This is a genomic window from Rhodoferax sp. GW822-FHT02A01 (assembly GCF_038784515.1).
Taxonomy (GTDB): domain Bacteria; phylum Pseudomonadota; class Gammaproteobacteria; order Burkholderiales; family Burkholderiaceae_C; genus Allorhodoferax.
Map to the genome: position 1 here is coordinate 4,196,152 of NZ_CP152376.1, position 26,723 is coordinate 4,222,874.

Here is a 26,723-nt window from a genome sequence, read left to right on the forward strand (position 1 = left end):
AAGTCCTACATGGTATGTGCGGTAAGTGTGCTATCGTTTGTACTTATCAATTTTTTCGAACACGGAAAATATCGTGAATAATAAAGGCCAACTCTTGCAAGACCCCTTCCTGAATGCACTGCGTCGGGAGCATGTGCCGGTTTCCATTTATTTGGTCAACGGTATCAAATTGCAGGGTCAAATCGAATCTTTTGATCAGTACGTAGTGCTGTTGCGTAACACGGTTACGCAAATGGTCTACAAGCATGCGATTTCCACCATCGTTCCCGGCCGTGCAGTGACTTTCAATGCAGCCAGCGGTGATGAGGCTCCCGCTGCTTAATTTGACAGCAGCGCCCGGTCCGGTCGCACTGGTGTCGCATCGCGCACTTTGACAGATCATCCTGCCATAGCCGGTACCGCAACGATACTTGTCGGTGTGGATCTGGGCTTGCCGAATTTCGATGGTGAGCTTGAAGAACTAGGTCTGCTGGCCCAGACAGCCGGCATGACTCCGGTCGCGCGTGTGACCTGCAAACGCAGGGCACCAGACGCGGCCCTTTTCATTGGTTCCGGCAAGGCTGACGAAATCAAACTGCTGGCAGCCCAAACTGGTGCGAGCGAGGTGCTGTTTGACCAATCTCTCAGCCCCGGCCAGCAGCGCAATCTGGAGCGCCATCTGGGACTGCCTGTGAATGACCGGACATTCCTGATACTGGAAATCTTTGCCCAGCGCGCACGCAGCCATGAAGGCAAGTTGCAGGTTGAATTGGCTCGCCTGCAGTACCTGAGCACCCGCCTGGTGCGCCGCTGGTCCCACCTGGAGCGGCAAAGTGGCGGCATCGGCATGCGCGGCGGTCCTGGCGAGGCGCAGATCGAGCTGGATCGCCGGATGATCGGTGAAACCATCAAGCGCACCAAGGAGCGTTTGGCCAAGGTCAAGAAGCAGCGTCAAACCCAGCGACGCCAACGTGAACGCCGTGATGCGTTCAACATTTCACTCATCGGCTATACCAATGCAGGCAAGTCCACCTTGTTCAACGCCTTGGTCAAGGCGCGTGCCTATGCAGCCGATCAGTTGTTTGCCACCCTGGACACCACGACGCGGCAGTTGTACCTAGGGGAGGCCGGGCGTTCGGTTTCCCTGTCTGATACGGTCGGATTCATCCGTGACCTGCCGCACGGTCTGGTGGATGCCTTTCAGGCAACCTTGCAGGAAGCCATTGATGCCGACCTGTTGCTGCATGTAGTGGATGCATCCAACGAGGGGTATGTGGAGCAGATTGCCCAGGTTCAGCGCGTGTTGACGGAGATTGGTGCGCAAGACATCCCCCAACTGCTGGTGTTCAACAAGATCGATGCATTGCCAGAAGACCAGCGTCCCGTGCGTCTGGTGGATGAATACGAAATTGACGGCGTGCAAACGCCGCGTGTGTTTGTCAGTGCCAAAAGTCTGCAAGGCTTGGCCGAATTGCGTCAGAAGTTGTCATCTGTGGTGGCGGCTTCGGCTCCCGTTGAAATTTTGTCTGGTGATATCCCTGAAATTGACGGGGCGGCACCGTGATTGGGCACAATCGGCGCTAAGCCAATAATGTTGAAGAAATGAAACTCCTATTACCCCGGTTCGACTGGAGCCGCCCTTTGCAGGGTCTCAAACGCATGTTCAATCTGAACGACTCCCGCTGGGGGCGTGGCGAAGACAAGTCGGACGAAGGCAAGTCCGTCGAAGGTGACAGGCCTTCCGAGCCCTCCAAGTTGCCAGCAGATAACAGTCGCCCTGACAGGCGTCCTTCTTCTGCCAACTCCGGTCCGCCTGATCTGGATGAGCTGTGGCGCGATTTCAACCGCAAGCTGGGAAGCCTGTTCGGCGCCAAAGGCAAGGGCGCCCCAGGCGGAGGCAATGGCGGCGGCTTCCAGCCCGATATGAAAAGTGCGGGTGTGGGCATCGGACTGATCCTGGGCGTGCTGCTGCTGATCTGGCTGGGTACCGGTTTCTTCATTGTGCAGGAAGGCCAGCAGGCGGTGATTACCCAATTCGGACGCTACAAGTCCACGGTGAACGCCGGTTTCAACTGGCGCCTGCCGTATCCGATTCAGCGGCATGAACTGGTATTCGTCACGCAGATCCGCTCCGTGGACATCGGACGTGACACCGTGCTCAAGGCCACCGGACTCAAGGAGTCCGCCATGCTGACGCAGGACGAAAACATCCTGGACATCAAGTTTGCCGTGCAGTACCGCTTGAATGATGCCCGCGCTTTCCTGTTCGAAAGCAAGAACCCTCAGGATGCCGTAGTGCAGGCTGCAGAAACGGCAGTTCGTGAAGTGATCGGTCGCATGAAGATGGACGCTGCCTTGTCCGAGGAGCGTGATCAGATCGCACCCCAGGTGCGCAAGCTCATGCAGGACATTCTGGATCGCTACAAGGTGGGGATTGAAGTGGTCGGCATCAATTTGCAGCAAGGTGGCGTGCGCCCACCTGAGCAGGTGCAGGCCTCGTTTGACGATGTGCTCAAGGCCGGCCAAGAGCGTGAGCGCTCGAAGAACGAGGCGCAGGCCTACGCCAATGACGTGATTCCGCGCGCTGTGGGCTCAGCCTCCCGCCTGAAGGAAGAGGCAGATGCCTACAAGGCGCGCGTGGTAGCGCAGGCGCAGGGTGATGCCCAGCGTTTCCGCTCGGTGTATGCCGAGTACCAGAAGGCGCCGCAGGTCACCCGTGATCGCATGTACCTGGACACCATGCAGCAGATCTACACCAATGTGACCAAGGTGGTGGTGGAGTCGCGCCAAGGCTCCAGCCTTTTGTACCTGCCGCTGGACAAGATATTGCAGATGAATGGCGCGGGTGCTGCGAGCAATGATGCCGCCGCAGCTCCGGCCGGAAGCACCGTGATACCGGTGACCCCTTTGACCAGCACACCCGCTAGCTCGGACGCACGCACGCGTGATTCAGCACGCACCCGTGACCGTGACGTTCGCTAGGAGTACCGCATGAACCGTATTGGATTGATTCTTTCTTCGCTGCTGGTGCTCATCGTGCTGGCGAGTTCCACATTGTTTGTGGTGGACCAGCGCCAGTTTGGCGTGGTGTATGCGCTTGGACAAATCAAGGAAGTGATTACCGAGCCTGGCTTGAACTTCAAGCTGCCACCGCCGTTTCAGAACGTTTCCTATATCGACAAGCGCTTGCTGACGCTCGACAGCAGCGACTCCGAGCCCATGCTGACGGCCGAAAAGCAGCGTGTGGTGATCGACTGGTTCGTGCGCTGGCGCATCACGGAGCCCACTGAGTACATCCGCAACGTTGGCTTGAACGAGACTGCCGGTGCCAGCCAGCTCAACCGGGTGGTGCGCAATGCCTTCCAGGAAGAGATCAATAAGCGCACCGTCAAGGAGTTGCTGTCCCTCAAGCGTGAAGCGCTCATGGCCGACGTCAAGGCTGAGGTACTGGACAAGGTGCGTGGCGACAAACCCTGGGGTGTGGATGTGGTGGACGTGCGTATCACCCGCGTCGACTACGTGGAAGCCATTACCGAGTCAGTCTACCGACGCATGGAAGCCGAACGCAAGCGCGTGGCCAACGAGCTGCGCTCCACCGGCGCAGCTGAGGGCGAAAAGATCCGTGCCGATGCCGACCGCCAGCGCGAAGTGACCATTGCCAACGCCTATCGCGAAGCGCAGAAGATCAAGGGTGAGGGCGATGCGGAAGCTGCCCGCATCTATGCCGAAGCCTTCGGCAAGGACCCGCAATTTGCCCAGTTCTATCGCAGCCTGGACGCCTACAAGGCCAGTTTTGCCAACAAGAGCGACGTGATGGTGCTGGATCCGTCTTCCAGCGAGTTCTTCAAGGTGCTACGCAACGGAGGCTCGGGAAGCAATCCGCCCGCCAAGAAATAGCCTGGAATCAGCGTGGACAGCGATACCTTGTGGATGGCGCTGGCCCTGGTGCTGGTGATCGAAGGGCTCTATCCTTTTGTGTCGCCAGGCAACTGGCGGCGTACGTTTTCACAGCTGCTGCAGCTCAGTGACGGGCAGATCCGCATGTTTGCCATGGTCAGCATTTCTGCGGGCTTGTTGATGATTTGGTGGCTGGCGCCCTGAAACCGGTCCCCGGGGCCGGTAAAATCACCGTTTTAACAGCCCCACTCATTCCATGTCTGCTTGGGTCCTTCCGGATCACATTGCCGATGTGCTGCCCTCCGAGGCTCGCCACATCGAAGAAATACGTCGAGATTTGCTGGACATGGCGAGATGCTATGGCTACGAGCTCGTTATGCCGCCCATGCTGGAGCATCTGGAGTCGCTGCTCTCCGGGACTGGTGAGGCGCTGGATCTGCAAACCTTCAAACTGGTCGACCAACTCTCCGGCCGCATGATGGGTTTGCGGGCCGACAGCACGCCCCAGGTCGCCCGCATCGATGCTCATTTGCTCAACCGCCGCGGCGTTGCGCGGCTGTGCTATTGCGGCCCGGTCTTGCATACGCGCCCAGGCGGACCACACGCCAGTCGCGAACCGTTGCAATTCGGTGCCGAAATCTATGGCCATTCCGGCCTGGAAGCCGACCTGGAAATCCTGACGCTGGCGCTCGATGCCTTGCGCGCCACCCACGTCGGGCCGCTTACCGTGGACTTGGCCGATGCGCGCATCGTGGGCGCCCTGCTGGGTGCTTCCGGGCTCAATGCCGTTCAGCAGGAGCAGGTGCATACCGCGCTGACCGGCAAGGATGCAACCGAACTGCAAGCCATCACCGCATCGTGCAAGCCGGAAATTGCCGCCGCCATTCAAAGTCTGGTGCGCCTGTACGGCGACAGCAGCGTACTGGAGCACGCTCTCAAAGAGCTGCCTGTGCTTCCTGAAGTTGCCCATGCGCTCAGCCAGTTGCAATGGCTGGGTAACCACATTGCTGCGGCCTTTCCCGATGTGTCAGTTAGTTTTGATCTGGCCGATTTGCGGGGGTATGCCTACTACACCGGGGTTCGCTTCTCCATCTATGCACCCAACGCCCACGATGCGCTGGCCAGAGGAGGGCGTTATGACGAGGTGGGTTCGGTCTTTGGCCGTAAGCGTCCGGCGGTAGGCTTCAGTCTGGACGTCAAGGAACTGGCGACTGCGGCCCAGCTGCCGCCCTTGCGCGCGGCGATCCGCGCCCCTTGGGGTGAGGATTCCGCGTTGCGTAGCGCCATTGCCGCCTTGCGGCAGCAAGGTGAAACGGTGGTTTGCGTCCTGCCCGGACATGAGAGTGAAGTAGATGAATTCCATTGCGACCGCGAGCTCAAAAACGTGAGTGGCCAGTGGATCGTGACAGCAATTTGAGAACACACGAAATGAACACAACCAAAGGTCGAAATGTAGTGGTGGTCGGTACCCAGTGGGGCGACGAAGGCAAGGGCAAACTGGTGGACTGGCTGACCGAAAGCGCCCAGGGTGTGGTGCGTTTCCAGGGTGGCCACAACGCAGGCCACACGCTGGTCATCAACGGCGTAAAAACCGCCTTGCACCTGATCCCAAGTGGCATTATGCGCCCCGGTGTGAAGTGCTATATCGGCAACGGTGTGGTGCTGTCGGCAGCCAAGCTGTTCGAGGAAATCGAAGGTCTGGAAAAAGCTGGCGTGGAAGTGCGCTCGCGTCTGCGCGTGAGCGAGGCCTGCCCGCTGATCCTGCCATTCCACGTGGCACTGGATCTGGCCCGTGAAGTGGCCCGCGAAAAGGGCGGCAGCGCCAAGATTGGCACTACCGGTCGCGGCATCGGCCCGGCCTATGAAGATAAGATTGCCCGCCGCGCCCTGCGCGTGCAGGATCTCAAGCATCCGGAACGGTTTGCCTCCAAGCTGCGTGATCTGCTGGATCTGCACAACCACATTCTGGTCAGTTATCTGGGTTCCGAGGCCTTTGATTTCGGCGACCAGCTCAAGCCCTTCATGGCCAACGGTCAGGTGCAGTTCGATGCCGTCTATGCCCAGGCCATGAAGCATGCCGAACTGCTCAAGCCCATGATTGCCGACGTGTCACGTGAGCTCAACGAGGCCAATCTGCATGGCGCCAACCTGCTGTTCGAAGGCGCCCAGGGCACTCTGCTGGACGTGGACCACGGCACCTACCCCTATGTCACCTCGAGCAACTGCGTCGCTGGCAACGCTGCCGCAGGCTCCGGCGTGGGCCCTGGCATGCTGCACTACATCCTGGGCATTACCAAGGCTTACTGCACCCGCGTGGGCGGTGGCCCGTTCCCCACCGAGCTGGCTTGGGAAGAGCCCGGCACGCCTGGATACCACATGAGCACCGTGGGCGCTGAGAAGGGTGTCACCACGGGCCGTTCGCGCCGCTGCGGCTGGTTTGACGCCGCACTGCTCAAGCGCTCGGCCCAGGTCAATGGTCTGTCCGGTCTGTGCATCACCAAGCTGGATGTGCTCGACGGTCTCAAGGAGCTGATGCTATGCACCGGTTACGAGATGGACGGCGAAACGGTGGATATCCTCCCCATGGGCGCCGACGACATCGAGCGCTGCAAGCCGATTTATGAGGTCATGGAAGGCTGGAGCGACAGCACCGTGGGCATCACCCAGTACGACAAGCTGCCCATCAATGCGCGCCTGTACCTGCAGCGCATCGAGCAGGTCACCGGTGTACCGATTCACATGGTGTCCACCAGCCCGGATCGCGATCACACCATCATGATGCGTCACCCTTATCTGGCCGACTGAGCCGCAGGCGAATTACGATAAAACAGGAGTAATGCGATGTTGACTGAAGACGGTAAGCACCTTTATGTAAGTTACGACGAGTACCACAACCTGATTGAAAAACTGGCCATCAAAGTGTTCCAGTCGGGTTGGGAGTTCGACACCATTCTGTGTCTGGCGCGTGGCGGCATGCGCCCAGGTGACATTCTGTCGCGCGTGTTCGACAAGCCTCTGGCCATCATGTCCACCAGCTCCTACCGCTCCAATGCAGGACAGACCCAGGAAAACCTGGACATTGCCCACTACATCACCACACCCAAGGGCGAAATCGCCGGGCGCGTGCTGCTGGTGGACGATCTGGCGGACTCCGGTGTCACGCTCAGCGCGGTGATCAGCCAGCTCAAGAACAACTACAAGCCCATCACGGAGCTGCGCAGCGCCGTAATCTGGACCAAGGCGCTTTCCAAGTTCACGCCGGACTATTCGGTGGAGTTCCTGCCGACCAACCCCTGGATTCACCAGCCGTTCGAAGGTTACGACGCCCTGCGTCCTCAGCAACTCATCGAAAAGTGGAGCGTTTGAACGCCTGCTGAAGCCCACGTATGAAGCGACTTGTCACCGATCTGATCCATCACGCCTACCAGCCACCCGGCGGTTTTGAAGCACCCCAACCCGGGGTGTTCAAGGCCTCCACGGTTATTTTTCCCAGCGTGGCGGCCATGCGCAGCCGTGAGTGGAAAGACAAGTCGGCCTATACCTACGGTTTGCACGGCACGCCCACCTCCTATCAGTTGGAAGAGCGCCTGTGCACGCTGGAGGGGGGCTTGCAGTGCCTGCTGGTTCCCAGCGGACTGGCCGCCATTGCGCTGGTCGCATTGTCGGTGCTCAGGAGCGGTGACGAAGTACTGCTGCCGGACAACGCGTATGGGCCCAACAAGTCGTTGGTCGAAGGCGAGCTGATGCACTGGGGCATTACGCACCAGTACTACGACCCCATGGATCCGCAGGATTTGGAAGCGCAAATCTCCAGCCGTACCAAGCTGGTCTGGCTGGAGGCGGCCGGGTCTTGCACCCTGGAGTTTCCCGATCTGGTCACCATGCTGCGCATCTGCAAGCAGCGCAAGGTTCTTTCCGCACTCGACAACACCTGGGGTGCGGGCCTGGCTTTCAAGCCCTTTGACCTTCTGCCCGACGAGTCACCCGCGCTGGGGGTGGATATCTCCATACACGCGCTGACCAAATACCCCAGTGGCGGGGGCGACGTGTTGATGGGCAGTGTGATCACCCGCGATCCGGGCTTGCACATGCGCCTCAAGCTCACCCATATGCGTCTGGGCCTGGGTGTGGGAATGAACGATGTGGAAGCCATCCTGCGCTCCCTGCCCAGCATGGCCTTGCGCTACCAAGCGCACGATGAGGCGGCACGCACGCTGGCCAAATGGGCCGATACCCAACCCGAGTTTGTGCAAGTGCTGCATCCGGCCATTCCCGGCTCGCCCGGACATCTGCATTGGAAGCGCCTGTGTGTGAATGCGGTGGGTGGTGCTGCGGGTTTGTTCAGCGTGATGCTGGACGGCCGCTTCAGCCGTGACCAGGCAGACGCGTTTTGCGATGCCTTGCGGCTCTTCAAACTTGGTTACAGCTGGGGCGGCCCCATGAGTCTGGTGGTGCCGTATGAACTGGACCATATGCGTACCAACTGGCCAGCCCACCTGGAGAAGGGCACTTTGGTACGATTTTCAGTGGGCCTGGAAGCCGTTCAGGATCTGCAGGGCGATATTGAGCAGGCGCTGCGCGTATTGCGCTAAGGGTTGACGCTCCCCGTGTTTTCCTGAGTAGGCAGGGTACTTGACTCCGGTTAATCTGGATTCATGAGTTCCCTGCCAGACTTCGAAGCACCACCACCTTACGTTCCCCCACCCCCGGAAGGACCCGTCAAGGTCATCCATGCGCTGGGCTTTTTTGCCCCCCTGGGTTGGTTGCGCTCTGGATGGCGCGACATGGTGGAACACCCTGGCATCAGCAGTTTCTACGGCGTAGCGTTCTGGCTGATGGCGGTCGTGCTGGGCGCGGTTTTCAAGTCCAGCCCTGAGTACACCATGAGCATTGCCTCAGGTTGTCTGCTGGTTGGTCCTTTTCTGGCCATGGGCCTGTATGAAGTGAGTCGCCGGCGCGAGGCTGGTATTGCCCCCGACCTGTCCTCCTCCATTACCTGCTGGGACAGCCACATCAAAAGCATGGGCCTGCTGGTGCTGGTGTTGATCGTCATGGAGCTGCTCTGGGGGCGCGCTTCGTTGGTGGTATTTGCGGTGTTCTTCAATACCGGCATGCCTTCAACAAGCAGCGTGATGCAAGCCATTTTCAATCCGGAAAACTGGGAGTTCGTGGCGGCCTATGCCATCGTAGGTGGCGCCTTTGCGATGCTGGTGTACTCCATTTCAGCGGTTTCCATCCCCATGATCCTGGACCGTGATACCGATGCCATTTCGGCGGCCATCACCAGCCTGGAAGTGATGTTCCACAACACTGCGGTGATATTGTTCTGGGGTGTTCTGATCATCGTTCTCGTCGGAGTTTCGCTGTTCATGCCCTGGGAAATCGGCCTGCTGGTGACCGGGCCGCTGCTGGGTTACGGCAGCTGGTATGCCTACCGTGGTGCGGTACGCTGGCCGCAGGATGTTACAGTCCCATGAATTAACGAAAGCACATCTTGGCAACACCCAATTACGGTTACGAAAAACGCCAGAAAGAACTGGCCAAAAAGAAGAAGAAAGAAGAAAAGCTCAAATCCAAGGCTGAGCGCAAAACGGGTGATGCATCCGGGGACGATTCCCTGCAATCGCCCGAAGACGCGGCTGGTATCCCCACACCACCTGCGGCAAATCCCAGCTGATCCAATCGGGCACCTGCACTAGCGCAGCAGCTTGCTGAGCTCCGGCCAGACGTTGCTGAGCAGTAGTGGATGCGCCTCGGCGATCGGGTGAATGCGATCCGCCTGGAACATCTTGGCAGCGTCAGGCCCGTCCGCGACACCTTTCAGGAAGAAGGGCACCAATGCGGACTTGCTCGCCTTGGCCGCATGCACAAACGTATCCGCAAACTGCTGGGCGTAGGCCTTCCCATAGTTGGGCGGGACTTGCATGCCCAGCAGCAGCACACGTGCGCCAGTTGCCTTGGCTGCTTGCGCCATCGCCAGCAGGTTGTCCTGTGTGGTGGCAAGAGGAAGCCCGCGTAGGGCGTCATTGCCGCCCAGCTCAATCACCACCACGGCCGGCTTGTGTTGTGCCAGCAGTGCAGGCAGGCGGCTGCGCCCCCCCGCGGTGGTGTCGCCGCTGATGCTGGCATTGACAACGACAGCCTTGGATTTTCCCGACAACAGGCGCGCCTGTAGCAGGGCCACCCAACCCTGTCCACGCTGCAGGCCATACTCGGCACTCAGCGAGTCGCCCACCACCAGAATGGTGCGTGCTGGCGTGCCATCGACCTTTTGGGCGAATGCACTGTTTGGCCCTGCAAACATTGCCATTAACACAAGCACGCTAAAGTGACGGCGAACCAAAGAGAGCTTCATGTCAGATTCCATTATTTCCGTTGACCATGTTTTCAAGGCAGTGACTGATTCCACCGGCACGCTGGAGATTTTGTCGGACATCGATTTTGCGCTGAATGCCGGCGAGACCGTGGCCATCGTCGGCGCATCCGGCTCGGGCAAGAGCACCTTGCTGTCCATCATGGCCGGACTGGATACGCCCAGCCGTGGCACGGTACGGCTGGCCGGTCAGGACCTGTTCTCCATCGATGAGGATGCACGCGCGGCAGTCCGTGCACGCAAGTTGGGGTTTGTGTTTCAAAGTTTCCAGTTGTTGGGCAGCCTGACCGCGCTGGAGAACGTCATGCTCCCGCTGGAGCTCGATGGTCGCAAGGACGCGCGCAAGGCTGCTACGGATATGTTGGGTCGGGTCGGGCTTTCGCAACGCCTGAATTCCTATCCCAAGGTGCTCAGTGGTGGCGAACAGCAACGCGTGGCCTTGGCCCGGGCATTCGTCATGCACCCGGCCGTGTTGTTGGCCGACGAGCCGACCGGCAGCCTGGACTTTGCCACCGGTGAAAAAATCATGGAACTGATGTTCGCCCTGAACCTGGAGCAGGGGACCACGCTGGTGTTGGTCACGCACGACCGCGGCATCGCCAACCGCTGCAGCCGCAGCATCACGATTGAGGCGGGGCGGGTGGTTTAGAACCACGTTGTGCCGTGTCGGCATCCACCAGGGCGCGGATCTGCTGTAGCAAAGGGTGTGCGCCCATGTATTTGTTGCCATATTCCAGGTTGAAGGCGTAATCAAAGTCCGCCGGGTTGTCACCCTGGTTGTGCTGCAAGATGGTCTCCAGCTTGTCCAGGCCTTTGACAATGCGGGCCTCCGGGCTGGCGGCGTTTTCATATTCTTCCCACAAGGCCATGAAGGCGCTGGATAGTTCGTAGGGCAGGGTACGCATCAGCGTTTGCAGGTCTGCGCGCTCCTGCGCCGATTTGTTGGGTGCCTGGTGTTGCAGTACGGCAGGTACGTCGCCATGCAAGGCTTCTCCCAGGTCGTGCAAAACACACAGCTTCAGAATCTTCAGGGCGTCCAGCTCCTTCCATTCGGATTCAAACACCATAGCCAGCAGGCACAAGCGCCAGGTATGTTCGGCAGTGCTCTCCTGTCGTCCGGTAGAAGAATAGGCACTGCGCAGCACGCTCTTGAGTCGCTCGGCCTCGCGGATGAAGGTCAGACAGCCTTGTAGATCAGAAGGGGACATGGGCGAATTGTGGCACCGGGACCAAGGCCCCGACGGAGCGTCGATAATCACCCCATGTCATCCCCCAAAGTTCTGTTCGGCTTCCATGCCGTGGGCGTGCGCCTGAAGACGGCCCCGCAATCCATCGTCGAGATCTATTACGAGCCTACCCGGCGCGACGCGCGCATGCGCCAGTTCCTGGAAAAGGTCGCTGAAGCAGGCGTACGCCTGATCGAGGCCGACGGCCTGCGTCTGGCCAAGTTGGCTGGCAGCCATGGCCACCAGGGTGTGGCTGCCCGCGTTCAGGAAATCAAGCAGGTGCATTCGCTGGACGAACTGCTGGAAAACCTGGACGCATCCAACGCCGATTTGCCAGTTGCCGAACGCACCCAACCTTTGATTCTGGTGCTGGACGGCGTGACCGATCCGCATAACCTCGGCGCCTGCCTGCGGGTGGCCGATGGCGCAGGTGCGCACGCCGTGATCGCACCCAAAGACCACGCCGCCGGCATCAACGCCACGGTGGCCAAGGTCGCCAGTGGTGCAGCAGAGACGGTTCCCTACTTCATGGTGACCAACCTGGCCCGTACGCTCAATGAGCTCAAGGAACGCAATATCTGGGTGATTGGTACCAGCGATGCGGCCACCCACACGCTGTACCAGGCAAACCTCAAAGGACCGGTGGCACTGGTGCTGGGGGCCGAAGGCGATGGCATGCGCCAGCTCACGGCCAAGACCTGCGATCAACTGGTCAGCATCCCCATGCTGGGTGCGGTGGAAAGTCTGAACGTGTCCGTGGCCAGCGGTATCTGCCTGTACGAAGCCGTGCGCCAACGCAGCGCAGCCCGCGCCGCCTAAACCCAGCCCAGGGCGCCCAGCAGGCCACCTGCGGCGAGCAGCCAGAGCAGATGGATGCGGGTGCGCCACACCAGCAGTGTCACCACCGCGGTCAGCAGCCACAGGCGCCAACTCTCTGCGGCGCTGCCCAGCTTGCTGGAAAGTATCCAGCCGGTGGAAGCCAGCAAAGCGATCACGATGGGTGACATGCCTGCCTTGAAGGCGCGCACCGACAGCAGTTCGCGGTTGTTGTGGGCCCAGCGTGCGGCGACAAAGGTCAGGGTGGTGCTTGGCAACAGGATGCCCAGCATGGCGATGGCGGCACCCATAAAGCCCAATGGCCAAGCGGACGCACCAGCTGCCAGGCCTCCGGAGGCATTGATGCCCACGTTCCAGCCCAGTAACGCGATGAACAGCAGGTTGGGCCCGGGTGCCGCCTGGCTCAGTGCAATGCTGGAAGTGAACTGGCTATCCGTCAGCCAATGTTGCTGCTCCACCAAATAGCGGTGCATATCCGGTGCCGTGGTGATGGCACCACCAATGGCAAGCAGTGAAAGCGAGAGGAAGTGCCCCAGCAAGTGAAGCCAGTCCAGGGAGCTGAGCGTGAGGGTCATGGCGCACCCTCTCCGCTGCTGCGTGCCTGAATGCGCAATATGGCCTGGTAGGCAATGATGCAGGCCATTCCGCCAATGCCGAGCAATACCCAGATCAGTGGCCAGCGCAGTACGGCGATTGCAACAAAGGTGAGTGCAGCCAACAGCCAGCACATCTTCTTGCCCATGGGATTGAGCTTGACTGCGGTAATGAGCTTGAGCCCGGTGGCGGTAATCAGACCTGCAGCCACTGCGCCCATGCCACGCAATGCGGCCTGCACCTGCGGCAGATCGGAAATACCGGAGAAGGCGATCACCATCGCCATCACGATCAGCAAGGGAAAGAACAGCATGCCAGCCAAAGCCAACAGTGCGCCTTGGACGCCGAAGTAGCGGTCCCCGATCATCAGCGACAGGTTCACCACGTTGGGGCCGGGCAATATCTGCGCCACCGCCCATTCCTCAACAAACTCTTCCCGCGTAAGCCACTGTTTCTTTTCCACCAGCTCCCGCTGGACCACGGCGACCACGCCACCAAAGCCCTGCAGGGCCAGCCAGGAAAAGGACCAGAACAAATCGGATTTGGAGGCGGGGCGCATGGGCTTGGAGCTTACCGCAGCATGCGGCGGCCGCAGCGGCTGGACTGCAAGACCATGGCGGAATATCTGTTAACGGGATTCGAACAGTGCACTGATCTGTGCGTCCTTTTCACTCCACATCTGCTGCGCCCAGGTGGCGAAAGCCTCGCGGACTGCAGGGTCACTGCCGTAGTCACCCTGCAATAAATGCGACGGGATGGGCCGGCTCTGCACGCGCACGATGACGCGCCGCATGCCACCGCACAGAAAAGTCCAGAAGTGCGGGATGCCATCCGGATAGACGATGGTCACGTCCAGCACGGCCTGGAACTTGTTGCCCATGGCATTCATGGCCAGTGCCACGCCGCCCGCCTTGGGCTTGAGCAGATGGCGGTAGGGTGATTGCTGGCGTGCGTGTTTGGCTGGGGTGAAGCGCGTGCCTTCCATGAAGTTGGTCACGCTGGTGGGAATCAGTGCGAACTTGGCGCAAGCGCGCCGCGTGGACTCCTGGTCCTTGGCACGCATGTCCGGGTGTTTCTTGAGATAGGCCTCGCTATGGCGGCGCATGAACGGGAAATCCAATGCCCACCAGGCCAGCCCCATGATGGGCACCCAGATCAGTTGCTGCTTGATGAAGAACTTGAGCAGCGGTATGCGTCGGTTCAGCAGATGCTGCAGTACAAAGATGTCCGCCGCGCACTGGTGGTTGGCATTCACCAGATACCAGTTGTGCGGGTCCAGGCCTTCTATGCCTTGCACATCCCATTCGGTCCGCTGGGTCAGCGCCATCCATCCGCTGTTGCAGGCAATCCAGTTTTCGGCAATGCCAACCAGCACGGGGTCGACTGCCAGACGTACTTGCCGGAAGGGCAACACCAGTCGGATGGCTGCAAACACCATCAGAATGGGCACCCAGAACAGGATGTTGGCGATCAGCAGCAGCGTGGCAATCAGCCCGCGCAGCGGCGAAGGCAAGCCAAACAGCATAGGCCTACTTCAGGCTGCCAGACAGGAACTGGGCCAGTCGTTCGCTCTTGGGATTGGCCAGCACGGTGGCCGGGTTGCCTTCTTCCTCAACCAGGCCCTTGTGCAAGAAGATCAGGTGATTGGCGACCTCGCGCGCAAAGCCCATCTCGTGCGTGACCACCACCATGGTGCGACCTTCCTGTGCCAGCGTCTTCATGACCTTGAGCACTTCGGACACCAGCTCCGGATCCAGCGCACTGGTGGGTTCGTCGAACAACATCACCTCGGGCTCCACCGCCAGTGCACGTGCAATGGCCACGCGTTGCTGCTGGCCGCCGCTCATATGGGCCGGGTAGCGGTCTTCCACGCCGCTGAGGCCCACTTTGGTGAGGTATTTGCGCGCGGTTTCCACCGCCTGGTCCTTGGGCACGCCCAGGATGTGCACTGGCGTTTCGATGATGTTCTGCAGCACCGTCATGTGTGCCCACAGGTTGAAGTGCTGGAACACCATGGCCAGTTTGGTGCGCAAGCGCTGCAACTGCTTGGGATCTGCAGCTTCCAGATCGCCGGATTTGCCCTTGACCAGAAGCAGCTTTTCGCCAGCGACTTCTATGCGGCCTTGGCTGGGCTTTTCCAGCAAGTTGATACAGCGCAGGAACGTGCTTTTGCCAGAGCCGGAGCTGCCAATAATGCTGATCACGTCGCCCGCATGGGCAGTCAGCGAGACGCCTTTGAGCACCTCATTGGGGCCAAAGTTCTTGTGGATGTTCTCGACCTGGAGTTTGAGTGTGGTTGTTGTGGTCATGGTCTGCATGCTCAAGGTGTTGTCTGCGGGCAGGTAGCTCAGTCGCCCAGCAGAGGGCCGGTTCTGAAGGGGATGGCGCCTGCAATCTTGCCGAGCTCGCAACCGGCTGTCACATAGCGGTCCCGGATGCGGGCATAGAGGACGCCGTCCACGCCGGCACACACTTTCTGCACGGTGCCCTCAATGGGATCAATCACTTCGGCCACCAGATCACCGGCTTTCATCAACTGGCCGGGCGTGGCGGAAAAGGTGACGACGCCCGGTCCTGTGGCGCGCAAAGTCTCGGAGCCGGCCAGCGGCGTGGGCTGGCACAGTGGGGCAGGGACTTCGGGCCGATTGCCGGTCTGCAGTACGCCGATGTGCTCCAGATAGGAAAAGATGGCCTGGGCGTCCTGTGTCGCATAGGTATAGGTCACATCTGCCTCGCCACGCAATTCAATGGTGGTGCTGCAGCAGCCCTGTGGCAAGGGGTGATTCACACCCTGGGCCTTGAGCGCCTCGGCCATGCGCCACCAGACGCCTGACAGGCTCTCGTCAATGGGGCCTCCACCAGAATCCTTGGCCAGCAGAATGGCGCGGCTGCCCATGAAGTGGGCAATAGGCGCGAGCTGAGGCCAGCAGCTTTCTTCGCAGTAGAAATGCATCACCGCTTCGCAGTCGCAGTGCAGGTCCAGCACGATGTCGGCATCGTGCGAGAGCGTCAACAAGGTTTTGCGCATGCTCTGCAGCTCGGTCTGCGGGATCCAGGCCGCCAGGTGCTCCGACATGGCCTTGCGCACTACGCGCACATTGGCTTGCGGGTCTGCTCCCAGTTGGCCTTGAATCTGCGGTAGTACCGCTTTAGCAAAGTCCGGGTAATGGCGATTGAAGTTTTCGGAAGTGTCCAGTTCAAACCGACCCATGGGCTTGTGGTCCACCCGTTGCGACAGGCCGATAGGGTTGCTGACCGGCACCAGGATGATCTCCCCGGCGATTTGTCCGGCAGCTTCTGCTGCCTCCAGCATGGGACGCAGGTGATAGGCCGCGAGCATGCCCGGCAACTCTTCGGCATGCAGGCTGGCCTGGATATAGATCTTGGGGCTGGCACCGGGCGTGCCGAAGTGAAAGCTGGTCAGTGTTTTACGGCTGCCCAGGCTGGGTGACAAAAGAGCGTGGTCGGTACGTTGCATGGAATTCAGTGTTTGCGCGGTGCAAGGTAACCCAGGAAGTGTTTTTCAGCCATGCGAAAAACCAGTATCAGGGCAAAGGATGCAACCAGGTAGATGGCCGCGGCGGCGATGTAAGCCTCAAACGGAAGGTAATAGTCGGAATACACCCGGCTGGCAGCTGCGGTCACGTCCAGCATGCTGGGCACGGCGCTGGCCAGGCTGGTACTTTGCAGCATCATCACCACCTCGTTGCTGTAGGCCGGTAAGGAGCGTCGCATGGCGCTTGGCAACACGATGCGCAGCATCACCTTGAAGCGGCTCATGCCAAAGGCCTGCGCCGCTTCAATCTCGCCCGCGTTGGTTTCTCGGATGGCGCCAGCCAGCATCTCGGCGGTGTAGCCCGCCGTATTCAAGGCAAAGGCGAGTAGGGCGCAGAAGAACGGTTCCTTGAAGTAGGTCCAGGGCCAGATTTCATCCCAGCGCGCCTGGATCCACTCCAGTTGGCCTAGTCCGTAATAAATCATGTAGACCTGGATCAGCAGCGGCGTGCCGCGGATGACATAGGTGTAGGCACCGACGATCCAGCGCAAGGGTGCCCAGGGGCCGGTAAGGGCCAGGGCAAAAATCAGCGCCAGCACTGCGCCAATGCCCAGCGAGGAGAACAGCAGGCCCAGCGTGGTGAGGATGCCGTTGCCATAGAGCGCCAGGTTCTGCGGCTCGAAGATGACGGACCACTTCATAGCGACCCCCTCTTCACACCCAGGCTGAAGCGCGCATTGATCTTGCGCAGCGCATAGAGCGAAACCGATGTGTAGATCAGGAAAAGTGCGCCGGTGAACAGGAAGAAGGCAAAGGGCGAGCGCGTGGCCGCGCTGGCCTGCTTGGCCAAGTAGGTCATTTCCTTCAGGCCGATCAGGCTGACCAGGGCCGTTGCCTTAATCAGCACCAGCCAGTTATTGGTAAAGCTGGGCAGGGCGTAGCGCACCATCTGGGGCAGCGTGATGCGCAGGAATGTTTGTGTCCGACCCATGCCGAAGGCCCAGGCCGCTTCCATCTGGCCCTTGGGGATGGACAGAATGGCGCCCCGGAAAGACTCGGTCATGTAGGCACCGTAGATGAAGCCGATGGTCAAGACGCCGGCTGCAAATGGATTGATATCGATATTGCCTTTGCTACCCATGGCGGCCAGCAAATGGTTGATTCCGATGGTGCCGCCGTAGAAAACCAGCAGCATCACCACCAGATCAGGGATGCCGCGGATCACCGTGGTGTACAGAGAGGCCAGCATGACCAGCGCGCGGTTGCCCGAGAGTTTGGCTGCGGCGCCCAGCAGGCCCAGCACGATGGAGACCAGCAACGCGGCCAGAGAAACGCCGACTGTGAGTACCGAGCCCTGCAAAATGGCGACGTAATAGGCGTTCATGAGGGGGCGAAAGAAACTACAAAAAACGACAGCGCGCCTGTGTGACGCGCTGTCGTACCTTGGGGCGGATTATTCGCCGTAGACGTCGATGTTGTACTTGCTGAAGTACTTGTCGTTCAAAGTCTTGTAGGTGCCGTTGGCGCGGATGGCCTTGATGGCTTCGTTCAGTTCGCCCTTGAGCTTGTCTTCACCCTTGCGCAGTGCAATGCCGGCGCCGTAGCCGTAGTACTTGGGCTCTTTCAGCTCGGGGCCGACCAAGGTGTAGTTGGCACCTTCAGGCTTGCTCAGGAAGCCACCGGAGACTTCCAGGTAGTCAGCCACGGTACCGTCCAGACGGCCGGACTTGATGTCCAGATACACCTGGTCCTGCGCTTCGTAGGAGTTGACGATCACGCCAGCGGGCTTGAGCTCACCCAGAGCGTATTTCTCCTGGGTGCTGCCCTTGAGCACGCCAATCTTCTTGCCCTTGATGGAAGCCGGGTCGGTGTACTTGACGGTTTTCTTCAGAACGATGCGGCTGGGGGTGTTGTAGTACTTGTCGGTGAAGTCCACTTCCTTCAGACGTTCGTCGGTGATGGACATGGAGCTGATGATGACGTCGTACTTCTTGGCGTTCAAACCGGGGATCATGCTGTCCCAGACTTGTTCCACGAACTCGCATTTGCGCTTGATCTGTTCGCACAGGGCGTTGGCGATATCCACGTCAAAACCGGTGGGTTTGCCGTCGCTGGTCTTGAAGGTAAAGGGTTCGTAGGTCGGGTCGATGGCGACCTTGAGCGTTGCAGCCTCAGGTGCAGGTGCGCTGGCAGCGGGAGCTGCCGCAGGTGCAGCAGCAGGGGCCGCAGCTTCTTCCTTCTTGCCACAAGCGGCCAGCGCCGAAACGGCGACCAGCGTCAAAAGCAGTTTCTTCATTTGGTTTCCTTAAAGTGCCCGAAGTGTCTCCCGCGGGCGAGTTAATGGGATAGAAAATTGATTCTACGGGCCAAAGCACGCAATTTTGGTGCCTGATTGAACTAATCGCATGGGGTTTGTACGGTGCCTCATGCTGGTGCATACGGGGGATGGCCGAGGCCGGCAGTACCCTTTCATAAGGCCATGGCATGCGTGAAACATTACACTCTGGGCCTATCTCCCCCCGGTATTTTTGATGAACGCTCCCCTAGACGTGTCTTTTTTCGCGCGCGCCGCCAAGCCGCTGTCCAGTTACCGCAAGTACTGGGCCGCCCGCTTTGGCACGGCCCCGTTCCTGCCCATGAGCCGCGCCGAAATGGACAAGCTGGGCTGGGACAGCTGTGACGTCATCCTGGTAACGGGCGACGCCTACGTGGACCACCCGAGCTTTGGCATGGCGGTGATTGGCCGCATGCTGGAGGCGCAGGGCTTTCGCGTGGGCATCATTGCCCAGCCGGACTGGACCAGCGCCGAGGCATTCAAGGTGCTGGGCAAACCCAATCTGTTCTGGGGTGTGACGGCGGGCAACATGGATTCCATGATCAACCGCTACACGGCCGATCGGAAGATCCGCAGCGACGACGCCTACACGCCTGGCGATGTGGCGGGCAAGCGCCCCGATCGTGCTGCCATCGTCTACAGCCAGCGCTGCCGCGAGGCTTATAAGGACGTTCCGCTGATATTGGGTGGCATTGAGGGCAGCCTGCGCCGTATTGCGCATTACGACTACTGGAGTGACAAGGTCCGCCGCTCCATCGTGGTGGATGCCAAGTGCGATCTGCTGTTGTATGGCAACGCGGAGCGCGCCTTGGTCGAGATTGCACACCGTTTGGCAGCGCGTGAGCCGGTCGAAAAAATCACCGATGTACGTGGAACGGCCTTTGTGCGCAGGCCGGACGACGAAAGCGGCCATGGCTGGTTTGAGATTGATTCCACCACCGTGGATGAACCGGGCCGGGTGGAGTCCCACGTCAACCCCTACATGACCACCAGCGAACAGGCCGCCCGGCAAGGCGGTACCTGTTCCAAGGAGGACGGTACCCAGGGCGCCAGTGACGCTGCATCCGGAAAAGCAGATGGCGTCTCCCCGATTGCCTTTGTGGCCAACCCGGCGCTCAAGGGGCGGCTCAGGGTTCCGCCGCGTGACCGCTCGGTGATCCGTCTGCCCAGCTATGAGCAGGTCAAGAGTGACCCGGTGCTCTATGCCCATGCCAACCGCGTGCTGCATCTGGAAACCAATCCCGGCAATGCCCGCGCGCTGGTGCAGGCGCACGGGGAGGGGGCCACCGCCCGCGATGTCTGGATCACGCCGCCTCCCATTCCGCTGACCACCGCCGAGATGGACATGGTGTTTGATCTGCCGTACGCACGCAGTCCGCACCCCAGCTACGCGGACGAGAACGGTAGCCACGACGGCGCCACCAAGATCCCGGCCTGGGAGATGATCCGCTTCAGCATCAACATCATGCGCGGCTGCTTTGGCGGCTGCACCTTTTGCTCCATCACCGAGCACGAAGGCCGCATCATCCAGAGCCGCTCGGAAGACTCGGTCATCAAGGAGATCGAAGACATCCGTGACAAGGTCAAGGGCTTTACCGGCACCATTTCCGACCTGGGAGGGCCCACGGCCAATATGTACCGGCTGGGTTGCCGCAGCCCCGAGATTGAAGCTGCCTGCCGCAAGCCCAGCTGTGTCTACCCGGGCATCTGCCAGAACCTGGGCACCGACCACGGCCCGCTGATCCATATGTACCGCCGGGGCAGGGCGCTCAAGGGTATCAAGAAGATACTCATAGGCTCCGGCCTGCGTTACGACTTGGCCGTCAAGAGCCCGGAGTACGTGAAAGAGCTGGTGCAGCATCACGTGGGCGGCTATCTCAAGATTGCGCCTGAACATACCGAGCAGGGCCCGCTGTCCAAGATGATGAAGCCCGGCATCGGCTCCTACGACAAGTTCAAGCAGCTGTTTGACAAGTTCTCGGAAGAGGCGGGCAAGAAGCAGTTCCTGATTCCGTACTTCATCGCCGCCCACCCCGGCACGACGGATGAAGACATGATGAACCTGGCGGTCTGGCTGAAGAAGAATGGCTTTCGGGCCGACCAGGTGCAAACCTTCTATCCCAGCCCCATGGCCACGGCTACGGCCATGTACCACTCCGGCCGCAACACGCTGCGCCGCGTGCATCGTACGGCCGAGAGTGCTGAGGAAAGCGTAGACGTGGTGCGCGGGGAGAAGCGCCGCCGCCTGCACAAGGCCTTCCTGCGCTACCACGATCCTAGCAACTGGCCGCTGCTGCGCGAAGCACTCAAAGCCATGGGGCGCGCCGACCTGATCGGCAACGGCAAACACCATTTGATCCCCACCTTCCAGCCGCTGGGTGACGGTGGGTATCAGAGCGCCCGCAAGAAGAACTCCACGCAGGCTGTGGCCAAGACCGGCCCCGCAGCCGGTGGCCGCGTCGCACGCCAGCCCGGCAAAGGCAGCATGCTGACCCAGCACACCGGTTTGCCGCCGCGCGTAACCGGAGCTTCCAGAGGCGGCCGAAAGCCTTCGTAAGAAGCGCTCCGCTGCGCTTAGCGGCGTTCAGGGCGGGCCGTATTTGCCCGCCGGGCTGGGTTGGCTGCGCTGCTTGATGAAGGTGCTGATGTAGGGCGCCAGATACTTCTGCTCCGTAAGGGGGAGCCAGCGCTTGTAGCCGTCGAAGTACTCGGGACGAGTGATCAGCTTGCTCAGCAGGGCATCGGCCTTCACTATGACGGTACGTCCCCATTCCGTGCGCGGGCAGGCAATGCCTGCTGGGACAGGCTCCAAACCCGCAATCGGTAACACCTGCAGATTGCTCTGCGCCACTTCCGGCGTGCGTGTGCCCTGGTACAAGGCTGCTGTGGCGTATTCAATGGTGTAGTCGCCCCGGTTGCCGGCCAGCATCTGCAGGATGTTGCTGCTGCCGCTGAGCTGTTTTGCGTAACTGATGTTGGACCCTTCTGCACGGCTCTTGAGCAAGGCGTCCAGCAGTGCGGTGTAGCTGCGGTTAGTTGCCAGAATACCGCGCAGCTCCTGGCTATCAAACAGCTCCGCCGCCAGCACCTCGCCTTTGCTGTTTTTCGGCAATCTGGACACAGCTTCCGGTCTGGCAACGATGGCCAATGACGGTACCACCAGTGTCTGTGTCATGTAGTAGTTGCGCTCGCGCTCCGGGGTGATCAGTGCGCTGGCATAGCAGGCTTCCAAACCGCGGTCCAGATTGCTCCAGGCGTTTTCTATGGTGGTCCGCACCAGCCTGTGCTGCGCTTCGGGCCAAGCGTCAGTGAGCAGTTTGGTAATGCTGAAGACATAGCCGGCGGTAGGCTTGCCGTCTGAAAAAATGACGCCGGGCGCGGAGTCCCAAAGCATCCAGGTGATGGTCAGCTGCGGAGTCTGCGCGTGGCTCGTGGGGACCACGGCTACCAACGCACATGCCACAAATGTGCGCAGGTTCCCGATGAAGCCAGCTCGTATGGTCACCCTTCTCCTTTCAGACGCTGTTCTTGGTTTGCCTATCCATTATTCTGCAGAAGCCGGTCCGGTTGGTAGGGGATGAGCAGCGGGTCGCGCACGCCCTGCAGCAGTTCTGCAGCCGCAAACAGGCCCAGTGCCGGCGCCAGCGTGATGCCGGAGTGGCTGAGGACCAGATACAAGCCCGCTAGGCCCGACGGCCGGCCAACCATGGGAAACCCGTCACCAGGCGTAGGTCTCCGGCCCAGGGTGTAGAAGTCCATCTCCAACTGCTCGGCGCCGCGCACCATGGCCTGCACCTTGCCGTGCAATTGCCGGGCAAGTTCGCGCGGATCTGCGCCGGCAATGTCACCGGCATAGTCTGTGCCAGCCACCAGACGGCCTTGCGTGGTCTGGCGCACATGCAGATCGGGCGTCATCAGCAGGGTTCTCAGCAGAGGAATGGTCGGCTTGGAGTGCACCAGCAGACCGGGAGGAGCATCGATGCGGTAGTGCAAACCCAAGTCATTGAGCAAGGCAGCGCTGCCTATGCCAGCGGCCAACACCACTTCATCGGCTTCGAGCAGGCCCTGCGGGGTATCCACACCGATGACCCGATGCTGCTCCATACGCAGTCCGGTCGCCGGGGTGTGGGCCAGCAATTGCGCGCCACCATCCTGCGCTCCCGCCAGCAGTGCCATGGCGGCAGCCAGCGGATCGACACTGCCTTCCTGTGCCACATACAGGGCTTGCTCAGGAGGTTGCAATATGGCCGGTTCAATCTGCAGCGCCCGTGCAGCATCCACGCGCTCGATGCCATAGCCCCAGGCGCTGTGCTCGCCGGCGTAGGCTTCCAGCGCGTCAGGCGGCAGGTCCCACAGCAGGCCACCGCTCCACTGCACCTGCAATTGCGCCACTTGCTGTTGCAACCGCTTCCACTCCTGCATCGAACGTATGCGCAGACGGAAGTAGGGCTCCGGATTACCCCAGCTGGCATTGAGCCAGGCCCACGAATCGCGCGTCGCCATGCCCCCGGGCTCCGCGGCCTCCAGAATGGTGACGCGCGCACCTGCTTGCACCAAGTGCCAGGCGGTGGATGCGCCCAGAATGCCCGAGCCGATGACGATGACGTGTTTGCTGCCCATGGCGATGTCCTTCTAACGCAAGGTGTGCAGCGGGATGTCGCGTGTCGCCGCCAATGTGTCGAGCTGCTGGCGCGTCTTGCCAGCGAAGAATGCCTTGAGTGCGGCATGGGTCTGTTTTGACAGCATGTCCGCGTTGGCAGGTAGATCTGCCGCTTGCGCCAGTGCTGCAGCAAAGTGGGGCTCCAGTGCCGCCACGGCCACGCGGCCGTTCTTGCAGGCGTAGACCTGATAGCCAGCATGGGCGCCACCCACCATGGCTTTGGCGGTGGTCAGGCCCCAGGCGCGAGGCAGCCCCAAATAGGCAGCCGCTTCGGACAGCGCGACCTCTAACCGAACGCCTTTCCCCTTTTGCAGGAACAGCAGGCGCGCCTGCAACACGGCCTCGGACGCAACCAACGAGCCCCCCATGTCGGCATACAGCGAGGCGGGTAATTCCAGTCCGGTGACCAGATCGTTTTCTGCCACGTAGGTAAGGTCGTGGCCGGGCTCTTCGGCGCGCGCGCCCGGGGCACCGACGATGGCCACCATGCTGAGCTGGGGGTAGCGCTTGTGCAGGCCTTTCCAGTCCAGCCCCAGCTTGTTCAGCGCGGACGGGCGAAAGGAGGTGAGCAGCACATCGGCCTTTTCCAGTTCCCGGTGCAGTGCGGCGCGGCCCCTGTCGGTCTTGAGGTCGGCGCTCAGGCTGCGAATGCCCTGGTGCATGGCGTCGTACGCACCGGGACTGTAGAAGGACATCGGATCGCCGGTGGCCCCTTGGGGAAAGGAAGGGTGGGGCGGCGGCTCCAGCTTGACACAGTTGGCACCCATCTGGCGGCAGCGCATCAGGGCAGCCGGGCCTGGCAGGTTCAGCGCCAGGCTGAGAATGCGCACGCCCTTGAGCGGTTTGGGTGGGATGACGGACCGGGTGGCAGCGGACATGCAAGTTCCTCGTATCTATTCTGGGCGTGGGGAAGATGATAGGGGCAATAATGCAGGCTCTTTCCGTCACGCGTCTGAATCAAGGGGTCTCATTGAATACGCAAGCCGTCGCTCTCGAACTGTTCCCGGAATTGGCACTTGCCGCCAGTGAAAAACCCGTGCGCGCTAAGCGCGCTGCCAAACCCAAAACTGCCAAGAAGGTTGCAGCAGAATCGGCGCCGCCTTTCACGGTACAGCTGACTGCGACCGAGACGCACACTCCATCGGATGATGCCTGGGAGGAAATGGCCCGCAAGCTGGAGTCCCACCCTGATTACCGGGTGCAGCGACGCCTCAAGCCACTGCTGACATGGCCGGGTACGCTCAGCGGCCAGGCGGTGCGTGTGGTGCTGCTGGACACCGAGACCACCGGCCTGGACGCCAGCAAAGACAGCATCATCGAGCTGGCCATGCTGCGCGTGGACATTGACGTAGCCACCGGCTTGCCGGTGGGAGACGTGCAGGTGTATGACGGTCTGGAAGACCCCGGCAGGCCGATTCCTCCCGAGGTGGTGGCTCTGACCGGCATCCACGATGCGGACGTGCAGGGCCAGCATCTGGACGAGGACCGCATCAAGCAGTTGCTAGAAGGCGTGGACCTGATCGTGGCGCACAACGCCGGGTTTGACCGCCCCTTTGTAGAAAGCCGCCTGGCCCAGTTTGCGCCGGTGCCCTGGGCCTGCTCGTTTGCCGATATCGACTGGAAGGCCCAAGGCCAAAGCTCCTCCAAGCTGGAGAGTCTGGCCCAGGCCAACGGCTGGTTCTACGACGCGCACCGCGCCGAGATGGATTGCCATGCCTTGCTGGCCGTGCTTGCCCAAAAGCTACCGCAGGCCGCCCATACGGGGCTGGCCCAGTTGCTGGAGGCTGCCAAGCGCCCCAGCTACGCGCTGCAGGCGACCAACGCACCGTTTGAGGCCAAGGACAAGCTCAAGAGCCGAGGCTACCGCTGGAATGCCGAGCAGCGGGTGTGGCACACCAAGCTGAAGGACGACGCGTCACTCAATGCCGAATGCGAGTGGCTCAAGGAGAACGTGTACGGCACCCGCCGTGCCGTGGTGCAGATCGAGAAGCTGGACGCCCTTGTGCGTTACTCCAGCCGCGCGGGCGTGGTGACGCAGCAGCAGCTTTAGCCAAGGCACAGCCAATGCAGATACAGGGTATTCAGACCGGCACCGCACGCAAGGTGCTGATCAATGGCCGGGCCGTGATGACGGCCATACGCAAGACGGAGGTTCCTGGCCCGGTGACCGCCCAGCCTATGGGGCTGGCAAGCGACGAGCAGGCCGACCCCAGTGTGCATGGCGGTCTGGAAAAGGCGGTGTACGCCTATCCAACGGAACACTATGGCTTTTGGCAGGACCTGCGCGTACAGGCGGGTCTGGCACGCATCGATGAAGCACTGCCTTACGGCTCTTTAGGAGAAAACCTGAGCTTGCAAGGTTTGCTGGAGAAGGACGTGTGGGTGGGCGATGTGCTGGAGTTTGCCGACTGCACGCTTAGGGTGGAGCAGCCGCGCGAACCCTGCTTCAAGTTCAACGCGGCCATGGGCTTCAACACGGCGGTCAAAGCCATGGCGCAGAGCGGATTCTGCGGCTTCTACCTGTCAGTGCAAAAACCGGGCACCTTGCGGCCCGGTGAGAGCTTTGTGCTGCATCCTGGCTCGCGCAGTGTCAGCATTCCCGAGCGCTTTCAAGCCAAAATGTTCAAGCACATGCGCTGAAGCGCAGCTTCCCTTAACGCCAGTGGCGTCCACCATGGCCCCAGCCACCGTAGCCCCATTCAAAGTAGATGGGCGGGTAGTAGGGGCGTGGATAGTAGATCGGGTAGACCGGTTGTGTGATGGTCACCACCGGAGGTTGCTGGATGTAGGTGGTTTGCGGTGCTTGTACCGTCGGGGATGCGCCCACCGGGCTAACCTGCAAGGCGATGGTTGGGCCGGGGTCGTTGGGTAGCTGGACGGAATACTGCCTGCCGGCAAATTCATAGACCACGTTGTAGGCCACAGCGCGGTTTTCGTAATAGGTTTGAGTGTAGCACTGCTGCACATTGCGAATTTCGGGTTCTGGGGAACCCTCAATGCGGTCGCCCAGAACCGCACCACCCACAATGCCCAGCATGGTTGCCGCAGCCTGACCTGCGCCACGTCCGCCCAGCGCGTTGCCAGCGGCACCGCCAGCGATGGCGCCCATGACGGCACCTGCGCCGGACTTGGGCGGTTGCACTTCCACTTGCTGGTTGCTGCAGACCTGTCTGGGCACTGCGACCTGCTGGTACACCGGTGTAGAGGAGATCACCCGACCTACATCCTGTGCGGATGCCACGCCGCAGGTGGCGAGGGCGGCCAAGATAAACAGAGACTTTTTCATGATCAGACACCTATCTGGTGCGGGGCAAAACGCCCCGCAT

General features: G+C 60.7%; 30 protein-coding genes. 16 read left to right on the forward strand and 14 right to left on the reverse strand.

Annotated elements, in window-relative coordinates:
- Positions 1-73: 73 nt before the first annotated feature.
- The 11 genes from hfq (at position 74) to AAGF34_RS19995 (ending at position 9,553) form a co-directional block, all read left to right on the forward strand.
- Entirely contained in the window at positions 74-322 is a 249-nt protein-coding gene (gene hfq / locus AAGF34_RS19945; RefSeq protein ID WP_342617448.1) for an RNA chaperone Hfq, read from the forward strand.
- Positions 323-370: 48 nt separating this feature from the next.
- Positions 371-1,543 carry a GTPase HflX gene (gene hflX, locus AAGF34_RS19950; RefSeq protein WP_342617449.1) on the forward strand — a complete coding sequence of 391 codons (1,173 nt, stop codon included), beginning with the start codon at positions 371-373 and terminating at the stop codon, positions 1,541-1,543.
- A gap of 38 nt (positions 1,544-1,581) precedes the next feature.
- Positions 1,582-2,961, forward strand: a complete 1,380-nt coding sequence (hflK, locus tag AAGF34_RS19955) for an FtsH protease activity modulator HflK (protein WP_342617450.1) — start codon at positions 1,582-1,584, stop codon at positions 2,959-2,961.
- A gap of 9 nt (positions 2,962-2,970) precedes the next feature.
- Positions 2,971-3,876 carry a protease modulator HflC gene (hflC, locus tag AAGF34_RS19960; protein ID WP_342617451.1) on the forward strand — a complete coding sequence of 302 codons (906 nt, stop codon included), beginning with the start codon at positions 2,971-2,973 and terminating at the stop codon, positions 3,874-3,876.
- Positions 3,877-3,888: 12 nt separating this feature from the next.
- Positions 3,889-4,080, forward strand: coding sequence for a DUF2065 domain-containing protein (locus AAGF34_RS19965; protein WP_342617452.1), 192 nt, complete (start codon positions 3,889-3,891; stop codon positions 4,078-4,080).
- Positions 4,081-4,132: 52 nt separating this feature from the next.
- On the forward strand, positions 4,133-5,293 hold the full coding sequence (locus AAGF34_RS19970; RefSeq protein ID WP_342617453.1) for an ATP phosphoribosyltransferase regulatory subunit: 1,161 nt from the start codon (positions 4,133-4,135) through the stop codon (positions 5,291-5,293).
- An 11-nt stretch (positions 5,294-5,304) separates the two neighbouring features.
- On the forward strand, positions 5,305-6,681 hold the full coding sequence (locus AAGF34_RS19975) for an adenylosuccinate synthase (protein ID WP_342617454.1): 1,377 nt from the start codon (positions 5,305-5,307) through the stop codon (positions 6,679-6,681).
- A gap of 36 nt (positions 6,682-6,717) precedes the next feature.
- Positions 6,718-7,242: a phosphoribosyltransferase gene (locus tag AAGF34_RS19980; protein WP_342617455.1), complete on the forward strand. Its 525-nt coding sequence runs from the start codon at positions 6,718-6,720 to the stop codon at positions 7,240-7,242.
- A gap of 20 nt (positions 7,243-7,262) precedes the next feature.
- Positions 7,263-8,468 (forward strand): PLP-dependent transferase, encoded by a 1,206-nt coding sequence (locus AAGF34_RS19985; protein WP_342617456.1) that lies wholly within the window; start codon positions 7,263-7,265, stop codon positions 8,466-8,468.
- A 63-nt stretch (positions 8,469-8,531) separates the two neighbouring features.
- Positions 8,532-9,353: a DUF2189 domain-containing protein gene (locus tag AAGF34_RS19990; protein WP_342617457.1), complete on the forward strand. Its 822-nt coding sequence runs from the start codon at positions 8,532-8,534 to the stop codon at positions 9,351-9,353.
- A gap of 17 nt (positions 9,354-9,370) precedes the next feature.
- Complete coding sequence (locus AAGF34_RS19995; protein ID WP_342617458.1) at positions 9,371-9,553, forward strand: hypothetical protein; 183 nt, start codon at positions 9,371-9,373, stop codon at positions 9,551-9,553.
- An 18-nt stretch (positions 9,554-9,571) separates the two neighbouring features.
- On the opposite strand, the gene AAGF34_RS20000 is transcribed toward AAGF34_RS19995, so the two are convergent.
- On the reverse strand, positions 9,572-10,180 hold the full coding sequence (locus tag AAGF34_RS20000) for an arylesterase (protein WP_342617459.1): 609 nt from the start codon (positions 10,178-10,180) through the stop codon (positions 9,572-9,574).
- 49 nt (positions 10,181-10,229) lie between these two features.
- Between AAGF34_RS20000 and AAGF34_RS20005 the strand changes: the two genes are divergently transcribed.
- Positions 10,230-10,898, forward strand: coding sequence for an ABC transporter ATP-binding protein (locus AAGF34_RS20005; RefSeq protein ID WP_342617460.1), 669 nt, complete (start codon positions 10,230-10,232; stop codon positions 10,896-10,898).
- Here AAGF34_RS20005 and AAGF34_RS20010 read toward each other — a convergent pair.
- The gene (locus AAGF34_RS20010) at positions 10,870-11,457 is read right to left on the reverse strand and encodes an HD domain-containing protein (protein WP_342617461.1); all 588 of its coding nucleotides are present in this window, start codon (positions 11,455-11,457) and stop codon (positions 10,870-10,872) included. The two genes, AAGF34_RS20005 and AAGF34_RS20010, sit on opposite strands and share 29 nt — an antisense overlap.
- 54 nt (positions 11,458-11,511) lie before the next feature.
- On the opposite strand from AAGF34_RS20010, the gene rlmB reads away from it, so the two are divergent.
- Positions 11,512-12,294, forward strand: a complete 783-nt coding sequence (rlmB, locus tag AAGF34_RS20015; RefSeq protein ID WP_342617462.1) for a 23S rRNA (guanosine(2251)-2'-O)-methyltransferase RlmB — start codon at positions 11,512-11,514, stop codon at positions 12,292-12,294.
- Here the strand turns inward: rlmB and AAGF34_RS20020 are convergent.
- The 8 genes from AAGF34_RS20020 to AAGF34_RS20055 all read right to left on the reverse strand — a co-directional run bounded on the left by AAGF34_RS20020 (position 12,291) and on the right by AAGF34_RS20055 (position 18,698).
- On the reverse strand, positions 12,291-12,887 hold the full coding sequence (locus tag AAGF34_RS20020) for a chromate transporter (protein WP_342617463.1): 597 nt from the start codon (positions 12,885-12,887) through the stop codon (positions 12,291-12,293). The two genes, rlmB and AAGF34_RS20020, sit on opposite strands and share 4 nt — an antisense overlap.
- The gene (locus AAGF34_RS20025; RefSeq protein WP_342617464.1) at positions 12,884-13,465 is read right to left on the reverse strand and encodes a chromate transporter; all 582 of its coding nucleotides are present in this window, start codon (positions 13,463-13,465) and stop codon (positions 12,884-12,886) included. The genes AAGF34_RS20020 and AAGF34_RS20025 overlap by 4 nt, the downstream gene beginning before the upstream one ends.
- Before the next feature lie 69 nt (positions 13,466-13,534).
- On the reverse strand, positions 13,535-14,431 hold the full coding sequence (locus tag AAGF34_RS20030; protein ID WP_342617465.1) for an acyltransferase: 897 nt from the start codon (positions 14,429-14,431) through the stop codon (positions 13,535-13,537).
- Positions 14,432-14,435: 4 nt separating this feature from the next.
- Positions 14,436-15,224: an ATP-binding cassette domain-containing protein gene (locus AAGF34_RS20035; protein ID WP_342621144.1), complete on the reverse strand. Its 789-nt coding sequence runs from the start codon at positions 15,222-15,224 to the stop codon at positions 14,436-14,438.
- A gap of 29 nt (positions 15,225-15,253) precedes the next feature.
- A complete protein-coding gene (locus tag AAGF34_RS20040; protein ID WP_342617466.1) occupies positions 15,254-16,384 on the reverse strand; it encodes a succinylglutamate desuccinylase/aspartoacylase family protein in 1,131 nt (376 codons plus the stop codon).
- Between the two features lie 5 nt (positions 16,385-16,389).
- Positions 16,390-17,103: an ABC transporter permease subunit gene (locus AAGF34_RS20045; RefSeq protein ID WP_342617467.1), complete on the reverse strand. Its 714-nt coding sequence runs from the start codon at positions 17,101-17,103 to the stop codon at positions 16,390-16,392.
- Positions 17,100-17,786, reverse strand: a complete 687-nt coding sequence (locus tag AAGF34_RS20050; RefSeq protein WP_342617468.1) for an ABC transporter permease — start codon at positions 17,784-17,786, stop codon at positions 17,100-17,102. Before AAGF34_RS20050 ends, AAGF34_RS20045 begins: the two co-directional genes overlap by 4 nt.
- Before the next feature lie 69 nt (positions 17,787-17,855).
- The gene (locus tag AAGF34_RS20055; protein ID WP_342617469.1) at positions 17,856-18,698 is read right to left on the reverse strand and encodes an ABC transporter substrate-binding protein; all 843 of its coding nucleotides are present in this window, start codon (positions 18,696-18,698) and stop codon (positions 17,856-17,858) included.
- A 235-nt stretch (positions 18,699-18,933) separates the two neighbouring features.
- Between AAGF34_RS20055 and AAGF34_RS20060 the strand changes: the two genes are divergently transcribed.
- Positions 18,934-21,294: a YgiQ family radical SAM protein gene (locus AAGF34_RS20060; RefSeq protein ID WP_342617470.1), complete on the forward strand. Its 2,361-nt coding sequence runs from the start codon at positions 18,934-18,936 to the stop codon at positions 21,292-21,294.
- 27 nt (positions 21,295-21,321) lie between these two features.
- Here AAGF34_RS20060 and AAGF34_RS20065 read toward each other — a convergent pair whose 3' ends face one another.
- Genes AAGF34_RS20065 through AAGF34_RS20075 form a run of 3 tightly spaced genes read right to left on the reverse strand, consistent with a single transcriptional unit; the run spans position 21,322 to position 24,275 of the window.
- The gene (locus tag AAGF34_RS20065; protein WP_342617471.1) at positions 21,322-22,242 is read right to left on the reverse strand and encodes a TIGR02285 family protein; all 921 of its coding nucleotides are present in this window, start codon (positions 22,240-22,242) and stop codon (positions 21,322-21,324) included.
- 32 nt (positions 22,243-22,274) lie between these two features.
- On the reverse strand, positions 22,275-23,357 hold the full coding sequence (locus AAGF34_RS20070) for an FAD-binding oxidoreductase (protein WP_342617472.1): 1,083 nt from the start codon (positions 23,355-23,357) through the stop codon (positions 22,275-22,277).
- Positions 23,358-23,369: 12 nt separating this feature from the next.
- Positions 23,370-24,275: a CoA transferase gene (locus AAGF34_RS20075; RefSeq protein WP_342617473.1), complete on the reverse strand. Its 906-nt coding sequence runs from the start codon at positions 24,273-24,275 to the stop codon at positions 23,370-23,372.
- Positions 24,276-24,367: 92 nt separating this feature from the next.
- Between AAGF34_RS20075 and AAGF34_RS20080 the strand changes: the two genes are divergently transcribed.
- Together AAGF34_RS20080 and AAGF34_RS20085 are read left to right on the forward strand one after the other, a co-directional pair.
- The gene (locus tag AAGF34_RS20080; RefSeq protein WP_342617474.1) at positions 24,368-25,447 is read left to right on the forward strand and encodes a 3'-5' exonuclease; all 1,080 of its coding nucleotides are present in this window, start codon (positions 24,368-24,370) and stop codon (positions 25,445-25,447) included.
- Positions 25,448-25,461: 14 nt separating this feature from the next.
- Positions 25,462-26,037: an MOSC domain-containing protein gene (locus tag AAGF34_RS20085; RefSeq protein ID WP_342617475.1), complete on the forward strand. Its 576-nt coding sequence runs from the start codon at positions 25,462-25,464 to the stop codon at positions 26,035-26,037.
- Positions 26,038-26,050: 13 nt separating this feature from the next.
- On the opposite strand, the gene AAGF34_RS20090 is transcribed toward AAGF34_RS20085, so the two are convergent.
- A complete protein-coding gene (locus AAGF34_RS20090) occupies positions 26,051-26,683 on the reverse strand; it encodes a hypothetical protein (protein WP_342617476.1) in 633 nt (210 codons plus the stop codon).
- Between the last annotated feature and the right edge of the window lie 40 nt (positions 26,684-26,723).

Bases quoted from the DNA above. Each gene is read 5' to 3' on its own strand.
- hflK (WP_342617450.1), top strand. From the start codon at position 1,582: ATGAAACTCCTATTACCCCGGTTCGACTGGAGCCGCCCTTTGCAGGGT.
- hflC (WP_342617451.1), top strand. From the start codon at position 2,971: ATGAACCGTATTGGATTGATTCTTTCTTCGCTGCTGGTGCTCATCGTG.
- AAGF34_RS19970 (WP_342617453.1), top strand. From the start codon at position 4,133: ATGTCTGCTTGGGTCCTTCCGGATCACATTGCCGATGTGCTGCCCTCC.
- AAGF34_RS19975 (WP_342617454.1), top strand. From the start codon at position 5,305: ATGAACACAACCAAAGGTCGAAATGTAGTGGTGGTCGGTACCCAGTGG.
- AAGF34_RS19980 (WP_342617455.1), top strand. From the start codon at position 6,718: ATGTTGACTGAAGACGGTAAGCACCTTTATGTAAGTTACGACGAGTAC.
- AAGF34_RS19985 (WP_342617456.1), top strand. From the start codon at position 7,263: ATGAAGCGACTTGTCACCGATCTGATCCATCACGCCTACCAGCCACCC.
- AAGF34_RS19990 (WP_342617457.1), top strand. From the start codon at position 8,532: ATGAGTTCCCTGCCAGACTTCGAAGCACCACCACCTTACGTTCCCCCA.
- AAGF34_RS20000 (WP_342617459.1), bottom strand. From the start codon at position 10,180: ATGTTTGCAGGGCCAAACAGTGCATTCGCCCAAAAGGTCGATGGCACG.
- AAGF34_RS20005 (WP_342617460.1), top strand. From the start codon at position 10,230: ATGTCAGATTCCATTATTTCCGTTGACCATGTTTTCAAGGCAGTGACT.
- AAGF34_RS20010 (WP_342617461.1), bottom strand. From the start codon at position 11,457: ATGTCCCCTTCTGATCTACAAGGCTGTCTGACCTTCATCCGCGAGGCC.
- rlmB (WP_342617462.1), top strand. From the start codon at position 11,512: ATGTCATCCCCCAAAGTTCTGTTCGGCTTCCATGCCGTGGGCGTGCGC.
- AAGF34_RS20020 (WP_342617463.1), bottom strand. From the start codon at position 12,887: ATGACCCTCACGCTCAGCTCCCTGGACTGGCTTCACTTGCTGGGGCAC.
- AAGF34_RS20025 (WP_342617464.1), bottom strand. From the start codon at position 13,465: ATGCGCCCCGCCTCCAAATCCGATTTGTTCTGGTCCTTTTCCTGGCTG.
- AAGF34_RS20030 (WP_342617465.1), bottom strand. From the start codon at position 14,431: ATGCTGTTTGGCTTGCCTTCGCCGCTGCGCGGGCTGATTGCCACGCTG.
- AAGF34_RS20035 (WP_342621144.1), bottom strand. From the start codon at position 15,224: ATGCAGACCATGACCACAACAACCACACTCAAACTCCAGGTCGAGAAC.
- AAGF34_RS20040 (WP_342617466.1), bottom strand. From the start codon at position 16,384: ATGCAACGTACCGACCACGCTCTTTTGTCACCCAGCCTGGGCAGCCGT.
- AAGF34_RS20045 (WP_342617467.1), bottom strand. From the start codon at position 17,103: ATGAAGTGGTCCGTCATCTTCGAGCCGCAGAACCTGGCGCTCTATGGC.
- AAGF34_RS20050 (WP_342617468.1), bottom strand. From the start codon at position 17,786: ATGAACGCCTATTACGTCGCCATTTTGCAGGGCTCGGTACTCACAGTC.
- AAGF34_RS20055 (WP_342617469.1), bottom strand. From the start codon at position 18,698: ATGAAGAAACTGCTTTTGACGCTGGTCGCCGTTTCGGCGCTGGCCGCT.
- AAGF34_RS20060 (WP_342617470.1), top strand. From the start codon at position 18,934: ATGAACGCTCCCCTAGACGTGTCTTTTTTCGCGCGCGCCGCCAAGCCG.
- AAGF34_RS20070 (WP_342617472.1), bottom strand. From the start codon at position 23,357: ATGGGCAGCAAACACGTCATCGTCATCGGCTCGGGCATTCTGGGCGCA.
- AAGF34_RS20075 (WP_342617473.1), bottom strand. From the start codon at position 24,275: ATGTCCGCTGCCACCCGGTCCGTCATCCCACCCAAACCGCTCAAGGGC.
- AAGF34_RS20085 (WP_342617475.1), top strand. From the start codon at position 25,462: ATGCAGATACAGGGTATTCAGACCGGCACCGCACGCAAGGTGCTGATC.
- AAGF34_RS20090 (WP_342617476.1), bottom strand. From the start codon at position 26,683: ATGAAAAAGTCTCTGTTTATCTTGGCCGCCCTCGCCACCTGCGGCGTG.